This is a genomic window from Epilithonimonas sp. KH_059 (assembly GCF_057838485.1).
Map to the genome: position 1 here is coordinate 1306788 of NZ_CM174468.1, position 17170 is coordinate 1323957.

Genomic DNA, 17170 nt, shown 5'->3' on the forward strand with positions numbered 1-17170 from the left:
TTATGTATTTTTGTAGACCTATGAAACAAAAATGGATTTACAGAACAGAGCCCAATGAGGATGTAGTCGACGCACTAAGTACCTCGCTAGGTTTCGGGACTCTGGAATCTAAAATCCTCGTACTGCGAGGAATAGACAATTATCAAAAAGCCAGAGAGTTTTTCAAACCTAATCTTACCGATATCCATAACCCTTTTCTGATGGCAGACATGCAGAAAGCCGTAGAGCGCATCGCCACGGCCATCGAAATGGGAGAAAAAATTATGGTTTACGGGGATTACGATGTGGACGGCACCACAGCAGTTGCTTTAATGTATCTCTACTTAAGCAAACTGGTTGAAAAAAAATATTTAGACTATTACATCCCGGACCGTAATTCAGAAGGATACGGAATCTCGGACGAAGGTATCGAGTTTGCGAGGGACCAAGGCTACTCTCTTATTATCGCCTTAGATTGCGGGATCAAAGCAATTGATCAAGTCGAATACGCCAAGTCCTTTGGGATTGACTTTATCATTTGTGACCACCATTTGCCTGGACTTGAAATTCCGAAGGCGGCCGCAGTTTTAGATCCAAAACGAAAAGACTGCCGCTACCCTTTCAAAGAACTATCCGGTTGCGGGGTTGGGTTTAAACTCTGTCAAGGACTTAATACCATTTATAAAATTCCTGAAACAGAACTTCACGAACTCACCGACCTGCTTGCCATTTCCATTGCGGCGGATATCGTTTCAATGACAGGAGAAAACAGAGTTCTCGCAAAGATGGGACTTAAGACCCTTAGAAAAACAAGAAACATTGGCCTGCGCTTATTAATCCCCGAGGAAAAGCTAGCTACTTATGAAATCTCAAACATCGTTTTTGAGATTGCCCCTAAGATCAATGCAGCGGGAAGAATTTCCCATGGGAAAGCAGCGGTTGAACTGATGGTGTCCGACAATTTAAAGCATGCCAACAAAATCGCAAAGAACATTGTGGATTTAAATGACTCTCGTCGAGAACTTGATTTAAGTTCTACGACCGATGCATTGCAACAAGTTTTAGACACCCATCAGGATTCCTTAACCACAACCGTGGTTTACGGCCCTGACTGGAACAAAGGGGTTATTGGAATCGTGGCCTCGCGGCTCACCGAAAGCCATTACAAACCTACCGTGGTCTTTACCGACGGAAACAATGGAGAGCTTGTAGCGTCTGCACGTTCCGTGTCTGATTTCGATGTCCATAGGGCGCTCGAGAGCTGCTCTAAACTGTTCACCAAATTTGGGGGACACCCTGCAGCAGCAGGACTTTCCATGGAAAAAGACAAACTGGAAGAATTCAAAATAAAATTTGAAAAAACGGTAGCAGAGACCATTGAAGAGTATCAAAAAGAGCCCTCCATCGTAATTGATGGCAAGGTAGAAGTCGAAGATTTGGGGAAGGATTTCTTTAATTTTCATAGAAAACTAGGTCCCTTTGGTCCACACAATCAAAAACCTGTACTTACGCTCACTAACCGTAAAATTAGAGGCGTGGCTAAGCAAATGGGAAAAGAAGGCAATCACATTAAATTTTATCTTCACAATCCACTGAACAACCGAAACATTGAGTGCGTAGGATTTAAATTAGGAAAGTATTTTTCTGATTTCAACACCAAGTCCTTTGATATTGCGTTTACGGCAGAGGAAAATCATTGGAAAGGCAATGTCACCTATTACTTAAACATTAAAGACGTTAAGTTCAATGAAAGCTAAAAAAGTAGGACTTTTCTTTGGGTCTTTTAACCCCATTCACATTGGTCACTTGATTCTTGCAAACTACATCTTGGAATTTTCCGATTTGGAAGAACTTTGGTTTGTGGTGAGCCCCCACAGTCCATTCAAGGACAAAAAATCCCTGTTAGCCGACCATCACCGTTTGGATATGGTACAACAAGCCATCGCGTTCTATCCTAAAATGCGAGCTTCTAATGTTGAATTTTCACTTCCTAAACCAAGCTATACTGTAGACACTCTTGCATACCTTCATGAAAAGCACCCTACTTACAGCTTTAGTCTTATCATGGGCGAGGACAATCTGAAAGGGCTTTCTAAGTGGAAAAATGCATCCTATATAATGAATAACCATCAAATCATTGTGTATCCACGACTTAGTGACGACCAGCAGACCCAGTCCCCTTCCGAGTTAGGCCCTATGATCTCTTTAATTGAGGCCCCCATCATTGAAATCTCTGCCACTGAGATTCGAAAAATGATCAAAGAAGGAAAGAACGTGCGTCCGATGCTCCCTCCTGAAGTCTACGACTATTTAGAAGGAAGTTCATTTTACAAATCTTAAATTTTTATTCATGCAAGCCACTGTCGACAAATTTATAGCAAAATATACCGAAGAAAAAGTAATTCGTTGGTTCAAAAAAGCCTGTATTATTGAGGCGTGGACCTGCTTCTTTTTATATTTAGTGGCGATGCCCCTTAAGCGCTATTTTCCGGAAGCAGATTTTGCACTGATTTTCATTATCGTCGTGGGAAATATCCACGGTCTCTTCTTTACCCTCTATTTGCTACTCACAATTCCCGCCAGGACCATCTATTCTTGGGACGATGAGGATTTCATTTTTGCCATCTTGGCTGCCTTCTTTCCATTCGCTACCATATGGATCGACAAGAAACTGGCAAAATTTGATCGCGAAGAGTAGTATTTTTCAATTTTGATGTAACGTTTTCTCTCCCTAACTGTCTTATTAGAACAGAAAGGAATTTTTATGCAAATTTATTCTACTGATTATCAGTAAATTAAAACACGAATCAATTATTTTTACTACTTTGTATTGCCTAATACTAGAATAATAATATATCTTTGCATAAGAAACTTCTACAAGAATAAAACTACTAAGGTGATTCTTTGAAATCAAATTTCATTGAAAGCCTGTCAAAAAAAATAACATGAGAAAATTAATCCTACCTATCCTACTTGTCTGCGCCGCCTATTCTTATGGGCAAACGACAGATTCGACGAAAGTGTCCGATATTCAGGAAATCACTTTAACGAAAAAAGTTTTCGAAAAAAAATCGGATCGTTTCGTGTATGATGTATCCTCCTCTCCAGTCGCAAAAGGGAATACTGCTTTTGGACTCTTAAAAGAGACTCCCCTTGTTTCGAGCACAGACGATACAACGCTAAAGATTCTAGGTAAGAGCAATGCTCTTATCTACATGAACGGTCGCAAGACGAACATGAGCGCCGAAGCGATTACAGAGCTATTAAAAAACACACCGGCCGAAAACATTAGTAAAATTGAAGTCATTACGGTCCCGGGTAGCGAATACAATGTAGAATCCTCCGACGGAATTATCAACATAATTCTTAAGAAAAAACTGGACGATGGGATTAGCGGAAATTTGAGACTAAGCAATATCCAATCCAAAACAAACCAGCAAAGTGGCTCTGTATCCCTGAATATAAGAAAAAATAGACTTGGTATATCCACCTCATTAAGCACTCGAAACCGTAGTCATATCGAAGATCTACTTTTAGAGAATGGAACGCCCGAGCTTGACAATTCAACGAAAGGATATGTCCAGTTTCCAAATCAATCTTTTGGGGGCTATCTGAATTTAGATTATGAACTAGCGGACCGACAAAACATAGCCCTTAGCCTAAATTCTTATCAGAATGAAGGCAAGGATGCACAATCGGATCTTTTCAATAAACTAACAAGAAATGGAGAATCGAAATATAGCCTAACCCATATAGATGCAAATGAAAAATCCTCAAACAACTCCGCGAATTTAAACTATGAACTTCGCACGGACGATTTGGGAAGCAAGTTAAATCTGAACGCAGCCTATCTTCATTTCGAAAAAAAGCAGTTTACACACAACACCACCCACCGTTCAAATTCCCTTGAAGAAACTTTAGATTTACAACAGGAGTTCAAACAAAGGACCCCTCAAAAAATCGACAATTACGCAGCCACAGCGGACTATATTCAAAAGTTCAAAAATGATTTCACTGCTTCTATAGGGGCGAATTATGGCCGGACCAAAACGGACAACGATACCTACCTAGAGAATCTAGATTTAAGCACAGGGGATTTTGTTATGGATCCTAATCAATCGAACCATTTCGTTTACGACGAAACCATAAGCGGACTTTACCTTACTCTAGAAAAACAATTTTCGGATCGACTTTCCGCAAAAATAGGTTCTCGTCTAGAAAATACAAAAGCAAAAGGAGAAGTACTAGGGACCGATCTTACAATCGATCGCAAGTATACGAATATACTACCGTATGCAAGTGCAAGCTATGGGATTAATTCAAACCACAATCTTTCCTACGCCTTTTCTAGTCGCATAAAAAGACCAAGTTTCTGGGAACTGAATCCGGTCCGCCTCTATCTTACGCCAACGAACTACATACAAAACAACCCTTTTGTGAAAGCGGCAGAAGTTTACAACCATGAACTGACCTACATGTACAAAAACTCCTACTTCTTAATTATTGGCCACAACCTAACCAGAGATGATTATTCTCAAGTCCCTTTGCAAAGCGGCGAGGAATTAAGATACATTCGAACCAACTACGGAGATAAAACGCAAAGCACCGTATCCTTGGGAATGCAAAAAAGCTACTTTAAGGGGATTTGGACCACCAATACTTCCATTGGTCTACAGCATGCAAAAGTAGATGCCTTCCTAGATACAGACCCGATTACAGGAGATAAATTTGATCCCTTTACCATTGATACAGCAACCAATTCAATTTGGTTCCAAACGAACAATACCCTTAGACTTTCCAGCAAGAAAGATTGGTTCTTAGGCGTTAACTTTTTCCATATCGGTTCTCAGATCTTAAACATAGGAACTTTAGAGCCCATCTCTTCCCTCGATATGAATATAAAAAAGATCTGGAATGATTGGACTTTTAACCTGCAGGTCTTTGACCTATTAAAAACGAATGTGGTCAAAGTGAAAGATCTCCAAAGCAATGGGAACTACAACAATGTAACCAACAACAATTTCAATCAATCGATCGAGCTCTCAATCACTTACAATTTTGGAAATAAAAAAGTGAAAAAGGTTAGAGATATCAAAGATGCAAACACAGATGCTAAATCAAGAACGCAATAAACCCCATTAGAATTCATTTCATTTCATTTCAATATTTTTGGAGAAAAGCCAGAGTTTAACCCTACTCTGGCTTTTCGATTTTATTGCGCTAAACTAAATTCACGAAGAAGAATAGGACACTGCACAAACATCTAAGAAAATAAAAATTGCGTCTCCTATTCTAGAAGACGTAACATGTTTTTGATTTGCATTTCTTATCCTATATCTACCTACTATTTTCTCTTTTACGCTTTTGGAAGAAAAACCTCCGCTAGCATGCAACGTGCACTTCCGCCTCCATTTTCCTCGATGGTAGACAGATTTGAATACAATATCTCGTTGTAAGACTCAAGAAGTTCCACCTGCTCTTTTGAAAGGGATTTATAAGCCGATTCACTCATTACTAGGTATTTCTTTCCTTCCTTATTTTCAACCTGCAGCATATTACCCGCAAATTGATGCATTTGCTCCTCGGAGATTTCTACCACTTCTTTACCCGAAGCTTTTATGGTTTCTTGCACTTTTTCTCTTTCCATTTCGTCGTCGATGCTATCCAAACAAACCACCACAAACTTATCAGCAACACACATCATAACGTTCGTGTGGTAGATGGGTAAGCGCTCATTTCCGGCACTTTGAAAACTGTGAAAAGCAATCGGACGGTATCCGATTCTTAAGCAAAATTCGTTGAATAGCTCTTCTTCCAAACGAAGTGATACCGAACCATAAGCAATCTTATTCTCATGGTCAAAGATCATGCTGCCCGTTCCTTCTAAATATCTTCCATCCAACTCGGAAGAGGAAAGATCGATAATTTCTGAAACCTCGAATCCCTCTGCTCTTACTTTCTCTAATACATCCATTCGTCTCTCGTCCCTACGATTTGGAGCAAACATAGGATAGAGATATACACTACCGTCTTTATGGAAACTCACCCAATTGTTTGGGAAAATAGAATCCGGCGTGTGAGGCTCCAAGGTGTCTTTTACGACAATAACTTCGACCCCTGCAGCTCTCAATTTTTCAACAAATTGATTGAACTCTTGCAAAGCTTGCGCTTGGGTTGAATCTCCTTCGGAGTTCACTTGAAAATAATTATTCTCCGCTGTTTGGGCATTGTACCCAAACGAAACGGGCTCTATCATGAGAAGTGTACTGGTTGATTGCATTCTTTGAATTTAGAAAACAAAAATAGCCATAATTAGTCGAATGCCAAATCTTTTCCAGTCCGATTAATTTGACTACTTTAGTAAGGTAAACTTCCCACACATGCACGATCGTCGAACTTTTTTAAAATTGACTACTCTTGGCGCTTTAGGCGGACTCCTCACCCCTAAACTAGGAGCCCAACCCAAGGTCTCTAAATCCGAGGTGCCCAAAGGTCCCGTGGTGATTTCTACCTGGGATTTTGGAATAAAAGCAAATGAAGAGGCATGGAAAGTACTTCAATCGGGAGGGCGCGCGCTTGATGCCATTGAAAAAGGAGTGCGGCTAGTCGAAGACGATCCCAATGAACGAAGTGTAGGCTATGGAGGTCGACCCGATCGCGATGGAAGAGTGACTCTCGATGCCTGCATCATGGATGAAAACGCAGGGATTGGCAGCGTGGCTGCACTCGAGCATATCAAAAATCCAATTTCAATTGCACGCGCCGTGATGGAAAAAACACCCCATGTCATGCTTGTGGGGGAAGGAGCGTTGCAATTTGCCCTCGAGCAAGGGTTTCAAAAAATAGACCTACTAACCGAGACAAGCAAAAAGGAATGGGAGCAGTGGCTAAAATCTTCCACTTATCAACCCAAAGTCAATATTGAAAACCACGATACAATCGGAATGCTCGCCCTTGACAAGGATGGAAACCTTTCCGGAGGATGTACGACTTCTGGAATGGCCTACAAAATGCACGGTCGAGTCGGAGACTCTCCTATCATTGGAGCGGGGCTCTTTGTTGACAACAGTATCGGTGCGGCTAGTGCCACAGGCCATGGAGAAGAAGTGATTCGAACCGTGGGTTCTTTCTTAGTCGTGGAGCTCATGCGCCAAGGTCATAGTCCCCAAACGGCATGCAAAAAAGCAGTTGAACGTATTTACCAAAATTTTATCAATCAGAAGAGATCTCTAAAGGATACTCAAATCGGCTTTATCGCTCTAAACAAACAAGGAGAAACAGGTGCCTATAGCCTACAGCAAGGGTTCACCTACGCCTGTCATACCTCCCAAGAGAACCAATTGAAATCGGCTCTCCACTTAATTTAAGACCCTATGGATTATACTTTAGAAATAGCGTGCTTTGAGATTACCTCCGCACAAATCGCCCTAAACTCGCTCGCAGATCGAATTGAGTTTTGTGCAGAAAGGAATGTGGGAGGACTTACTCCCAATATTGACGAGTTTCGATACTTAAAGAGTATTTCAACGAAGCCTATTCGCGTCATGTTGAGACCCAAAGAAGGTTCGTTCCTTTACAACCTGACTGAATTTGAGCAAATGAAAAAGAATCTTTTGCAATTCAAAGCATCTGGAGCCGATGGGTTTGTTTTTGGAATTTTAAACGAAGGGAACCACATCGATACGGAAAAGAACAAAGAACTGATTGAGCTTGCGGGGGACCTACCGTGTACTTTCCATCGCGCCGTCGACCGAACTCCAGATCTTGACCAAGCCTTTAAGCAGCTCATAGATCTTGGCTTTTCCACCGTTCTAACTTCAGGTGGAGCCTCAAGCGCTATGGAAGGAAAAGACCGCCTTAAACAGCTTGTAGAATTGTATGCTGGAAAAATTGAGATACTCGTGGGTGGTGAAGTTAGGTCGGACAATGTAGAGCTATTAAAACTCCATACAGGCGCTAAATCCTTTCACTCCTCAGCAATTCCTACCTACGAAACTTATGTGAATGAGGACGAGATTAAAAAACTTAAAAAATATCTTTAGTTGGATCTGACAAGTGGCATGGTAGAGCATCTTAGAAGCCCTCCCATTTTTGAGATTTCACGATAAGGAACTTCCTCTACCGTGATGCCCCACTCTTCTCTTAGAAACGTATTCATTCTTGTAAAACTGGAATCGGACACAACGATCTCTGGCGAAATAGAAAAGACGTTTGGACACATTTCAAACATTTCTTGATCGCTCACATGGAAACAATTTTCTTCGCCGAAAATATCAATTAGAAGCCTATAGTCACTCTGATCTACAAATCCATTCTGGTAAATGATGCATTTGTCCTTTCCAATCGGATTAAAAGTACAGTCTAAATGAAGAATTCCTTCAAACGGAACCGTATCGTTCTTCTTTAATTCAAGATCTATAATCCGTTTTTTAGGAAAGTATTCCTTTAAAATATTGATTGCATATTCATTTGTACGAGCTGTCTTGAAATTTCTATAATCTTCTGAAAAGCAGGTTCCCACAAACAGAAAATCATTCCAGACGATCACGTCTCCACCTTCAATGTGTGCACTTTCTGGAAGATTGATAATATCCCTCCATTTTACTTTCTCAAAAATCTTACGGTAGGCATCTTGTTCGTCTGCGCGGTCTTGAATCACATTGGAAATAATCATCTTGTCGTCAATCACGAAGGCTACGTCTCTCGCGAAGACTTGATTGTAATCCTCGATGATTTCAGGGCGTAGAACCTCAATTTCATACTTAAGCAGAATTTTTTCAAATTCTGTCATTTCATGAATGACATCGGACTCACTCGGATAAATTCCATTCTGAATGGAATGGTAGGATTTGGCATCGTAGCTTTCCTCTAAAAGTGGGATCCCACCAAGGGAAGCAGGTTGACCTAGTACTACAGATTTTAATCGAGCCGTTTCGTTTGTGATATTTAATTTCATAAGTTGAGATTGTTACAAATATAATCAAAGAAATGGATACAAAAGAATCATTCTAATTTTAATGAAAATTCCGTTTCTCTAGGGAAGAGAAACGGAATTGAATATAAGATCTTGAGAGCTTAGCGATTTGCCATGTCGACATAATTTCTTGCCGCCGCTCCTTTGTATACTTGTCTTGGACGTCCAATTGGATCTTCCATAAGTCTCATTTCTTTCCATTGAGAAATCCATCCTGGTAGTCTACCCAGTGCAAACATAACGGTAAACATTTCTGTTGGAATTCCAAGGGCACGGTAAATAATACCGGAATAGAAGTCCACGTTTGGATATAGTTTTCTTTCGATGAAATATTCATCCTCTAAAGCGACTTTTTCTAATTGCATTGCAATATCAAGCGCTTTGTCGTCTATTCCTAGGGAGTTCAAAATGTCGTCTGCTGCTTTCTTGATGATTTTCGCTCTTGGATCGAAATTCTTGTACACACGGTGTCCAAAGCCCATCAATCGGAAATCATCGTCTTTGTCTTTCGCTTTGGCTACGTATTTCGCTACATCGCCACCGTCCTGCTCGATTCTTTCTAGCATTTCAATTACTGCTTGGTTGGCTCCACCATGAAGTGGTCCCCAAAGTGCAGAAACCCCAGCAGAAATAGAAGCAAAAAGACCTGTATGGGCAGAACCTACCATTCTTACCGTAGAGGTAGAACAGTTCTGCTCATGGTCTGCATGAAGAATTAGAAGTTTATCTAATGCATTTACAATGACTGGATTCACTTCGAAATCTTGGTTTGGCATACGGAAAGTCATTCTGTAGAAGTTCTCTACATAATTTAAATTGTTATCCGCGTGGTTCAGAGAGAAACCTTGCGTTTTTCTAAAGGTCCATGCACATAAATGTGCAAATTTGGCGATTAGCATTTCCGCAGCATGGTCTAACCCTTCTTTGCTACGAACATCAACCGCTTTCGGATTGAACGCTGTTAAAGCCGAAGTTAAAGAGGATAGCACTCCCATTGGGTGGGCAGAACGAGGAAAAGCATCGATGATTTTCTTCATATCCTCAGCCACGTAGTTGTATTTTTTAATTCCTTGTTCGAATTCTGCAAATTGTCCTTGTGTAGGAAGTTCTCCATTCAAAAGTAAATACATTACTTCCGTAAAGTTGGATTTCTCTGCAATTTGTTCGATTGGATATCCACGGTAATAAAGTTCTCCGTTATCTCCGTCTAGGTAGGTGATCTCACTTACAGTTGCACCTGTGTTTTTATACCCTAAATCCAAGGTGATCAGTCCCGTTTGGGCTCTCAATTTTGATATATCAATTCCTCGGTCTCCGATTGTACTGTCTACAATTGGGTACTCAAAAGAATTTCCATCGTAACTTAATATTACTTTGTTGTCTGACATATTGTTCTATATTTTTTGTTAAAATTACGCAAAAAAGACTTACAAATCAAGTGATACCCTCGGGATCTCAATTAAATTTTTCTATGATTTTGATTCAAAAAAATGCACGGGAAAATTTGAAAAGCCCTACTCCCTTTATCTGCCTGATTACATGTCCATTTGATTCATAAAAAAAACACCGGAATATCCGATGTTTTGCATAGTTTAATTTCGTTTAACGATTGATTTTAAAGGCTTCCAAACCTGGGAATACGGCCGTATCTCCAAGCGCTTCTTCGATGCGAAGTAGCTGGTTGTATTTCGCCATACGATCGGATCTAGAAGCAGACCCTGTTTTAATTTGTCCACAGTTCATAGCCACCGCAAGATCCGCAACGGTTGAATCTTCTGTTTCTCCGGAACGGTGAGACATTACTGAGGTATAACGGTTGTGTTGTGCCATTTGTACCGCGGCCATCGTTTCGGAAAGAGTTCCGATCTGATTCACTTTTACTAAAATAGAATTTGCAATACCGTCTTTAATCCCTCTTGAAAGGCGCTCTACATTGGTTACAAATAAATCGTCTCCCACTAGCTGTACTTTGTCTCCAATTTTATCAGTGAGCATTTTCCAACCTTCCCAGTCGTCCTCTTGCATTCCGTCCTCGATAGAAATAATAGGGTATTTCGCAGCGAGTTCAGCTAAGTAATCTACCTGTTCTTCACGGGAACGGTGAGCTCCTTTGTCGCCTTCAAATTTACGGTAGTCGTAAGTCCCTTCTTTGTAAAATTCAGACGCTGCGCAGTCTAGGGCGAACATAATATCGTCACCTGGTTTATATCCAGCTTTTTCAATGGCTTGGGTAAGCGTATCTAAGGCATCTTCAGTCCCTTTAAACGTGGGAGCAAAACCTCCTTCGTCTCCTACAGCTGTAGAAAGGCCACGAGATTTTAAAATGGATTTTAACTGGTGAAAGATTTCTGTCCCTTTGCGTAGTGCATGGGAGAAGGAATCAGCCTTCACAGGCATGATCATAAATTCTTGGAAAGCAATCGGTGCATCCGAATGAGATCCTCCGTTAATGACATTCATCATCGGAACCGGAAGCGTATTTGCATTCACACCGCCTACGTATTTGTATAGTGGCATTCTTAAATCTTTTGCAGCTGCTCTAGCTGCCGCAAGAGAAACCCCTAGGATAGCATTGGCACCAAGTCTACCTTTGTTGGGAGTTCCGTCAAGATCAATCATGATCTGATCAATCAAATTTTGTTCGTGTACGGGAATTCCAATGAGTTCGGGTGCAATTTCATCGCGAACATTCTCTACTGCCTTGAGTACTCCTTTCCCCAAATAATCACTACCTCCGTCTCTAAGTTCTACGGCCTCGTGTTCTCCAGTAGAAGCTCCTGAAGGAACGGCAGCGCGTCCCACAGAACCATTCTCTGTAAAGACATCCACTTCTACAGTTGGATTTCCTCTAGAATCTAAAATTTGTCTTGCTTCGATGTACGAAATGTAACTCATTGTGTAAATAATTAAATGTTAGTAAGCTAAAAACTTATCCTACAAAAATAATCAAAATAAAGCATTTATGTAAATTTTAGCGAGTCTTTTCTGCACCCTTTGGTTTACTGAAAATATTGTAACTTTCGGTATCTATAAAAATCATAAGAAGATGAAATCAAAACTTTTACTCCTAGCCCTTCCTGCAGTCCTACTAATTAGTTGTTCAAAAACGGAAGGAAACAAAGGCCTTGTCGTTGCAGATTCGCAAGATACAATAAGCACTGTGGAAGTCGATAGCGCCAATCTAAGACACACCATGGAACCTGGCACCTTTCGTTATGTTGCGTTCGACGGATCGAACACAAACGTAACCTTTGCCTCTGAAAATGGAGGCAACACCATTACGCTTAAAAGCAATCAACTGACCTTAACGGTTCCTCAAGTGGACTCAAAAGACAATGAGGCGATCTACAAAGATCACGACATTGAAATCCGCGCCTTTGGAGATAGTATCGTACTTGACCAAGGGGATAACGTGATTGAACTCAAAAAAGCAAGAGGTCAAGACTAGTAAAAACAAACAGTCCGCTTAATTGCTTAAGCGGACTGTTTTATTTGAAATCAAAAAACGATTAGTTTTCTGATTTTTCTTCGTTGGATTCAGCTTTTGGCTCTTCCACAGCTTCTGGAGCTTTTTCTTCCTCTTTCGTTGGAAGAGTAGCTACTGCTTCAGCTTTTTTAGTGGAAGTCTTGCGGCTTCTTCTTGTCGTTTTCTTCTCCTCTTCGTTTGGATTATACAGCTCGTTGAAGTCAACCAGTTCGATCATAGCCATATCCGCAGCATCCCCAAGTCTAAAACCTGTTTTGATGATTCGGGTATACCCTCCTTCTCTACCTGCAATTTTAGGAGCGATGGTTCTAAAAAGTTCCGTAATCGCTTCTTTGCTTTGTAAGTAAGAGAACACTGTTCTTCTGTTGTGAGTTGTATCTTCTTTTGCTTTTGTTAAAAGGGGTTCAACATAAACTCTTAAAGCTTTCGCTTTAGCCACAGTCGTGTTGATTCTTTTATGCTCAATAAGAGAACAAGCCATATTAGAAAGCATTGCCTTTCTGTGTGGCGCTGTTCTTCCTAAGTGATTAAATTTTTTACCGTGTCTCATTGTTAATTATTTATCAGCATCTAGTTTATACTTTGCGACGTCAAAACCGAAGTTAAGACCTTTTGAATGTACTAATTCTTCTAATTCAGTTAAAGATTTCTTACCGAAATTTCTAAATTTCATTAAATCAGACTTACTGTAAGAAACGAGTTCTCCTAAACTTTCAACTTCCGCTGCCTTAAGACAGTTAAGCGCTCTTACCGATAGATCTAAATCAGATAATTTAGTTTTCAGTAGTTGTCTAGTATGAAGAGTTTCTTCGTCGTATTGAATTGAAGCTTTCACTGCTTCTGTTTCCAGGGTAATCCTTTCGTCAGAGAATAGCATGAAGTGGTAGATCAAAATCTTAGAAGCTTCTGTTAAAGCATTCTGTGGAGTGATCGAACCGTCAGTTTCGATGTCAATAACTAATTTTTCGTAGTCTGTTTTTTGCTCTACACGGTAGTTTTCAATAGAATACTGTACTTTCTTGATCGGCGTAAAGATAGAATCAATCGCAATGGTTCCTAGGGGAGCATTGTTGGACTTGTTTTGTTCCGATGGAACATATCCTCTTCCTTTCTCTACATTGAAAGTAATTTCAAAACTTACGTCTTTAGTTAAATTACAGATCACAAGATCTTTATTCAACACTTCAAAACCGTTCATTGATTTACCTAAATCGCCAGCCGTCACTTGAGTTTGACCAGAAATTTTAGCTACAACCTGCTCAGAGGCCTCATTTTCAGATTTCGCTTTCAAACGCAATTGTTTCAAATTAAGAACAATCTCTGTTACATCCTCGATTACTCCAGGAATAGTTGAAAACTCGTGCTCTACACCTTCAATTTTGATAGATGAAATAGCATATCCTTCTAGAGAAGAAAGTAATACTCTTCTCAAAGCATTACCGATGGTAAGACCGAAACCAGGTTCCAAAGGTCTGAATTCAAACTGACCTCTAAAATCATCAGAGTTTAATAGAATTACCTTATCGGGTTTTATGAATTGTAAAATTGCCATATTGTTGGTTGAGCAAAAATTGATTTAATTATTATTTGTTGTATAGTTCCACGATAAACTGTTCTCTAATGTCTTCAGGAATCTGAATTCTTTCGGGAACAGCTACGAAGTTACATTCCTTCTTTTCATCGTTGAATTGTAACCACTCGTAGGTGGATTTGGAAGCAAGTGAATCTGCAATTACTTCTAGAGATTTTGATTTCTCTCTTACTGCAATTACATCACCAGGCTTAAGGGAATAAGACGGGATGTTCACTAACTCACCATTCACAGTAATATGTCTGTGAGAAACCAATTGTCTTGCACCTGCTCTTGATTTTGCATATCCTGCTCTGTATACTACGTTATCAAGTCTTGATTCACATAGTTGAAGTAGGATCTCCCCAGTTACGCCACTGGATCTGGAGGCTTTTTCAAATAAGTTTGCAAATTGCTTTTCTAAAATACCATAAGTATATTTAGCTTTTTGCTTTTCAGCAAGCTGATTCGCATATTCAGACTTCTTCGCACCTCTTCTTTTGTTCGGTCCGTGTTGTCCTGGGGGTTGGTTTTTTCTTCTCTCGAAGTTCTTGTCGTCTCCGAAGATTGCAGCACCAAACTTTCTCGCAATCTTTGTTTTTGGTCCAATATATCTAGCCATAGGTTAAATCTAAAAATTAAACTCTTCTTCTTTTAGGTGGTCTACATCCGTTGTGTGGCATTGGAGTCACATCTACGATTTCACTAACTTCAATACCTGAATTGTGAATGGTACGGATAGCGGATTCTCTCCCTTGTCCGGGTCCTTTCACAAACACCTTTACTCTACGTAGTCCCGCATCGTGAGCTACAGTAGCGCAGTTTTCAGCAGCCATTTGAGCTGCAAAAGGAGTGTTCTTTTTAGATCCTCTGAATCCCATTTTACCGGCAGATGCCCAAGAGATTACTTCCCCACTTTTATTGGTTAAAGAAATGATAATATTGTTGAAAGACGCTTGAATATGTGCTTCTCCAATAGCCTCAACTTTTACTTTCCTTTTCTTAACTACTTTACTTTGTTTTGCCATAATTCTAACGATTATTTACTTGCTTTTTTCTTGTTAGCAACTGTTTTTCTTCTTCCTTTACGGGTTCTAGAATTGTTTTTCGTTCTTTGGCCTCTTAAAGGTAATCCGAGTCTGTGACGTATTCCTCGTTGGCATCCTATGTCCATCAGACGTTTGATGTTCAATTGAACCTCTGAACGTAACTCACCTTCAACTTTTACGTTGTCTGTGATGTAGTTTCTGATAGCCGCCAATTCATCGTCATTCCATTCGTTGACTTTTTTGTCTTCGCTGATACCGGCATTTTTAAGGATAGCAGAAGCTGTGCTTCTACCTACTCCATAAATATAAGTTAAACCGATAACGCCTCTTTTGTTTTTTGGTAAATCAATACCGGAAATTCTCGCCATAATTTAATGTTAGCCTTGTCTTTGTTTAAATTTTGGGTTTTTTTTGTTGATTACAAAAAGTACTCCTTTACGACGTACAATCTTGCAATCAGCACTTCTTTTTTTAATCGATGCTCTTACTTTCATTGTAATTATTTTTAATATCTAAAAGTGATGCGCCCCTTCGTTAAATCATACGGGGACATTTCGAGTCTTACCCGGTCACCAGGTAAGAGTTTAATATAGTGCATTCTCATTTTGCCAGAAATATGTGCAATTAAAATATGCCCATTTTCAAGCTCCACGCGAAACATGGCGTTAGAAAGTGCTTCCACGATCACGCCATCCTGTTCAATATGTTTTTGCTTAGCCATCTATCTATTCAAAATTTGTGGTTCTGGAGAGTTTCGATTGCATTAATCCGTCATAATGATGATTCAACAAGTACGTATTGATTTGTTGAATGGTATCTAATATAACGCCCACCATAATCAACAGAGAAGTTCCCCCAAAGAATAAGGCGAATCTATCTGTCTGAACCAGAGTTCCGTACACAAGTGCCGGAAGGATTGCAAAGATAGCTAAAAATATTGAACCCGGCAAAGTAATTTTGGACAATATATCATCCAGATAATCAGCCGATTCCTTCCCCGGTCTTACTTTAGGGATAAGCCCCCCATTCCTTTTTAGATCCTCAGCCATCTGATTCACAGGAATTGTAATTGCGGTATAGAAGAATGTGAATACAATAATTAAGATTGCAAACAGCACATTGTACTGCCAGCTAAAAACATTTTTGAAACCAGCCAAAAATGTGTTAGTCTCATCCATATTGGTTAATAAACCAGGAACGAACATTAGTGCTTGGGCAAAGATAATGGGCATTACTCCGGAAGCATTCACTTTCAAAGGGATCCACTGTCTTGCACCCTGCATTAAATTACGGTTCACTCCTCCTCGAGCTTGCGCACGCGATACATACTGAATTGGAATCTTTCTTACGGCAACCGAAAGGATGACTCCTAGCAATACGACCAGCATCCAGAACAATACTTCAATCAGAATCATAATAGTTCCTAACCCTCCTTTTCCAGTTTGCGTTGCAATTTCTTGCAAGAAAGAGGAAGGAAGATCCGCTAGGATCCCTACCATAATTAGAATTGAGATACCGTTACCGATTCCTTTGTCCGTGATTTTTTCTCCAAGCCACATCGCGAAAACGGATCCAGCAACCAAGATCACAATACTAGGAAGCCAAAACATAATTGAATTGGGCTCTACATAGTACGCGCTTTGGAATTGAGAGTACGGAAGGAACATCTGCGTAATTGAGGTAAGGTAAGACGGGGCTTGCACCAAACAAACAGCAATGGTTAACCAACGCGTAATTTGATTTAGGGTATTTCTACCGCTCTGTCCGTCTTTCTGAAGTTTCTGAAGGTAAGGAATGGCCATCCCCATTAACTGCACGATAATCGAAGCAGAAATGTAAGGCATGATTCCAAGAGCCATAATAGAGGCCCGGCTGAACGCCCCCCCAGTAAACGAAGAAAGTAGTCCTAGAAGACCTGCTCCTGATTGACTACCACCTTGATTTTTATATAATTCCAATAAATTCCCTACCTCGGCCATGTTAATGGCCGGGAGAGAAATATAAGATGCGAATCTATACACAAGAATTAACCCTAAGGTAAAAATAATTTTTTCCCTAAGTTCCTTGAGGTTCCAAATGTTTGTAAGTGTCTGTATAAATTCTTTCATTAC

At 40.1% G+C, this 17170-nt stretch carries 19 protein-coding genes; 7 read left to right on the top strand and 12 right to left on the bottom strand.

Going from position 1 to position 17170, the window contains the following annotated elements:
* The first annotated feature begins 20 nt into the window (after nucleotides 1–20).
* The 4 genes from recJ to AC3IRX_RS06120 all read left to right on the top strand — a co-directional run bounded on the left by recJ (nucleotide 21) and on the right by AC3IRX_RS06120 (nucleotide 5111).
* Entirely contained in the window at nucleotides 21–1736 is a 1716-nt protein-coding gene (gene recJ, locus AC3IRX_RS06105; RefSeq protein ID WP_489208967.1) for a single-stranded-DNA-specific exonuclease RecJ, read from the top strand.
* Nucleotides 1726–2319, top strand: coding sequence for a nicotinate (nicotinamide) nucleotide adenylyltransferase (nadD, locus tag AC3IRX_RS06110; protein ID WP_489208968.1), 594 nt, complete (start codon nucleotides 1726–1728; stop codon nucleotides 2317–2319). Before recJ ends, nadD begins: the two co-directional genes overlap by 11 nt.
* A gap of 10 nt (nucleotides 2320–2329) precedes the next feature.
* Nucleotides 2330–2677 carry a DUF3817 domain-containing protein gene (locus tag AC3IRX_RS06115; RefSeq protein WP_489208970.1) on the top strand — a complete coding sequence of 116 codons (348 nt, stop codon included), beginning with the start codon at nucleotides 2330–2332 and terminating at the stop codon, nucleotides 2675–2677.
* Between the two features lie 247 nt (nucleotides 2678–2924).
* Entirely contained in the window at nucleotides 2925–5111 is a 2187-nt protein-coding gene (locus AC3IRX_RS06120; RefSeq protein ID WP_489208971.1) for an outer membrane beta-barrel family protein, read from the top strand.
* A 224-nt stretch (nucleotides 5112–5335) separates the two neighbouring features.
* Here AC3IRX_RS06120 and ctlX read toward each other — a convergent pair whose 3' ends face one another.
* Nucleotides 5336–6259, bottom strand: coding sequence for a citrulline utilization hydrolase CtlX (gene ctlX, locus AC3IRX_RS06125; RefSeq protein WP_489208973.1), 924 nt, complete (start codon nucleotides 6257–6259; stop codon nucleotides 5336–5338).
* A gap of 100 nt (nucleotides 6260–6359) precedes the next feature.
* Between ctlX and AC3IRX_RS06130 the strand changes: the two genes are divergently transcribed.
* On the top strand, nucleotides 6360–7346 hold the full coding sequence (locus AC3IRX_RS06130) for an isoaspartyl peptidase/L-asparaginase family protein (protein WP_489208975.1): 987 nt from the start codon (nucleotides 6360–6362) through the stop codon (nucleotides 7344–7346).
* A gap of 6 nt (nucleotides 7347–7352) precedes the next feature.
* The gene (locus AC3IRX_RS06135; RefSeq protein ID WP_489208977.1) at nucleotides 7353–8021 is read left to right on the top strand and encodes a copper homeostasis protein CutC; all 669 of its coding nucleotides are present in this window, start codon (nucleotides 7353–7355) and stop codon (nucleotides 8019–8021) included.
* Here the strand turns inward: AC3IRX_RS06135 and AC3IRX_RS06140 are convergent.
* The 3 genes from AC3IRX_RS06140 to eno form a co-directional block, all read right to left on the bottom strand.
* On the bottom strand, nucleotides 8018–8935 hold the full coding sequence (locus AC3IRX_RS06140) for a dimethylarginine dimethylaminohydrolase family protein (RefSeq protein ID WP_489208979.1): 918 nt from the start codon (nucleotides 8933–8935) through the stop codon (nucleotides 8018–8020). The genes AC3IRX_RS06135 and AC3IRX_RS06140 overlap by 4 nt on opposite strands.
* Before the next feature lie 119 nt (nucleotides 8936–9054).
* On the bottom strand, nucleotides 9055–10341 hold the full coding sequence (locus AC3IRX_RS06145; protein ID WP_489208981.1) for a citrate synthase: 1287 nt from the start codon (nucleotides 10339–10341) through the stop codon (nucleotides 9055–9057).
* 214 nt (nucleotides 10342–10555) lie between these two features.
* Nucleotides 10556–11848, bottom strand: a complete 1293-nt coding sequence (gene eno / locus AC3IRX_RS06150; protein ID WP_489208982.1) for a phosphopyruvate hydratase — start codon at nucleotides 11846–11848, stop codon at nucleotides 10556–10558.
* Nucleotides 11849–11999: 151 nt separating this feature from the next.
* On the opposite strand from eno, the gene AC3IRX_RS06155 reads away from it, so the two are divergent.
* Nucleotides 12000–12401, top strand: a complete 402-nt coding sequence (locus AC3IRX_RS06155; protein WP_489208984.1) for a hypothetical protein — start codon at nucleotides 12000–12002, stop codon at nucleotides 12399–12401.
* 61 nt (nucleotides 12402–12462) lie between these two features.
* Here AC3IRX_RS06155 and rplQ read toward each other — a convergent pair whose 3' ends face one another.
* Genes rplQ through secY form a run of 8 tightly spaced genes read right to left on the bottom strand, consistent with a single transcriptional unit; the run spans nucleotide 12463 to nucleotide 17167 of the window.
* A complete protein-coding gene (gene rplQ / locus AC3IRX_RS06160) occupies nucleotides 12463–12990 on the bottom strand; it encodes a 50S ribosomal protein L17 (RefSeq protein WP_489208986.1) in 528 nt (175 codons plus the stop codon).
* Between the two features lie 6 nt (nucleotides 12991–12996).
* Nucleotides 12997–13992 (bottom strand): DNA-directed RNA polymerase subunit alpha, encoded by a 996-nt coding sequence (locus AC3IRX_RS06165; RefSeq protein ID WP_489208988.1) that lies wholly within the window; start codon nucleotides 13990–13992, stop codon nucleotides 12997–12999.
* 31 nt (nucleotides 13993–14023) lie between these two features.
* A complete protein-coding gene (rpsD, locus tag AC3IRX_RS06170; protein WP_489208989.1) occupies nucleotides 14024–14632 on the bottom strand; it encodes a 30S ribosomal protein S4 in 609 nt (202 codons plus the stop codon).
* Between the two features lie 16 nt (nucleotides 14633–14648).
* Nucleotides 14649–15038, bottom strand: a complete 390-nt coding sequence (gene rpsK, locus AC3IRX_RS06175; protein ID WP_459083258.1) for a 30S ribosomal protein S11 — start codon at nucleotides 15036–15038, stop codon at nucleotides 14649–14651.
* Between the two features lie 11 nt (nucleotides 15039–15049).
* Complete coding sequence (gene rpsM / locus AC3IRX_RS06180; RefSeq protein ID WP_459083257.1) at nucleotides 15050–15427, bottom strand: 30S ribosomal protein S13; 378 nt, start codon at nucleotides 15425–15427, stop codon at nucleotides 15050–15052.
* 9 nt (nucleotides 15428–15436) lie between these two features.
* Entirely contained in the window at nucleotides 15437–15553 is a 117-nt protein-coding gene (gene rpmJ, locus AC3IRX_RS06185) for a 50S ribosomal protein L36 (protein WP_007839480.1), read from the bottom strand.
* Between the two features lie 11 nt (nucleotides 15554–15564).
* Nucleotides 15565–15780 (bottom strand): translation initiation factor IF-1, encoded by a 216-nt coding sequence (gene infA / locus AC3IRX_RS06190; protein WP_459083256.1) that lies wholly within the window; start codon nucleotides 15778–15780, stop codon nucleotides 15565–15567.
* Between the two features lie 4 nt (nucleotides 15781–15784).
* A complete protein-coding gene (secY, locus tag AC3IRX_RS06195; protein WP_489208993.1) occupies nucleotides 15785–17167 on the bottom strand; it encodes a preprotein translocase subunit SecY in 1383 nt (460 codons plus the stop codon).
* Nucleotides 17168–17170 lie beyond the last annotated feature (3 nt).

Bases quoted from the DNA above. Each gene is read 5' to 3' on its own strand.
- rpmJ (WP_007839480.1), bottom strand. From the start codon at position 15,553: ATGAAAGTAAGAGCATCGATTAAAAAAAGAAGTGCTGATTGCAAGATT.
- infA (WP_459083256.1), bottom strand. From the start codon at position 15,780: ATGGCTAAGCAAAAACATATTGAACAGGATGGCGTGATCGTGGAAGCA.
- rpsD (WP_489208989.1), bottom strand. From the start codon at position 14,632: ATGGCTAGATATATTGGACCAAAAACAAAGATTGCGAGAAAGTTTGGT.
- ctlX (WP_489208973.1), bottom strand. From the start codon at position 6,259: ATGCAATCAACCAGTACACTTCTCATGATAGAGCCCGTTTCGTTTGGG.
- recJ (WP_489208967.1), top strand. From the start codon at position 21: ATGAAACAAAAATGGATTTACAGAACAGAGCCCAATGAGGATGTAGTC.
- rplQ (WP_489208986.1), bottom strand. From the start codon at position 12,990: ATGAGACACGGTAAAAAATTTAATCACTTAGGAAGAACAGCGCCACAC.
- nadD (WP_489208968.1), top strand. From the start codon at position 1,726: ATGAAAGCTAAAAAAGTAGGACTTTTCTTTGGGTCTTTTAACCCCATT.
- secY (WP_489208993.1), bottom strand. From the start codon at position 17,167: ATGAAAGAATTTATACAGACACTTACAAACATTTGGAACCTCAAGGAA.
- AC3IRX_RS06140 (WP_489208979.1), bottom strand. From the start codon at position 8,935: ATGAAATTAAATATCACAAACGAAACGGCTCGATTAAAATCTGTAGTA.
- AC3IRX_RS06115 (WP_489208970.1), top strand. From the start codon at position 2,330: ATGCAAGCCACTGTCGACAAATTTATAGCAAAATATACCGAAGAAAAA.
- eno (WP_489208982.1), bottom strand. From the start codon at position 11,848: ATGAGTTACATTTCGTACATCGAAGCAAGACAAATTTTAGATTCTAGA.
- AC3IRX_RS06165 (WP_489208988.1), bottom strand. From the start codon at position 13,992: ATGGCAATTTTACAATTCATAAAACCCGATAAGGTAATTCTATTAAAC.
- AC3IRX_RS06135 (WP_489208977.1), top strand. From the start codon at position 7,353: ATGGATTATACTTTAGAAATAGCGTGCTTTGAGATTACCTCCGCACAA.
- AC3IRX_RS06120 (WP_489208971.1), top strand. From the start codon at position 2,925: ATGAGAAAATTAATCCTACCTATCCTACTTGTCTGCGCCGCCTATTCT.
- AC3IRX_RS06145 (WP_489208981.1), bottom strand. From the start codon at position 10,341: ATGTCAGACAACAAAGTAATATTAAGTTACGATGGAAATTCTTTTGAG.
- rpsM (WP_459083257.1), bottom strand. From the start codon at position 15,427: ATGGCGAGAATTTCCGGTATTGATTTACCAAAAAACAAAAGAGGCGTT.
- AC3IRX_RS06155 (WP_489208984.1), top strand. From the start codon at position 12,000: ATGAAATCAAAACTTTTACTCCTAGCCCTTCCTGCAGTCCTACTAATT.
- rpsK (WP_459083258.1), bottom strand. From the start codon at position 15,038: ATGGCAAAACAAAGTAAAGTAGTTAAGAAAAGGAAAGTAAAAGTTGAG.
- AC3IRX_RS06130 (WP_489208975.1), top strand. From the start codon at position 6,360: ATGCACGATCGTCGAACTTTTTTAAAATTGACTACTCTTGGCGCTTTA.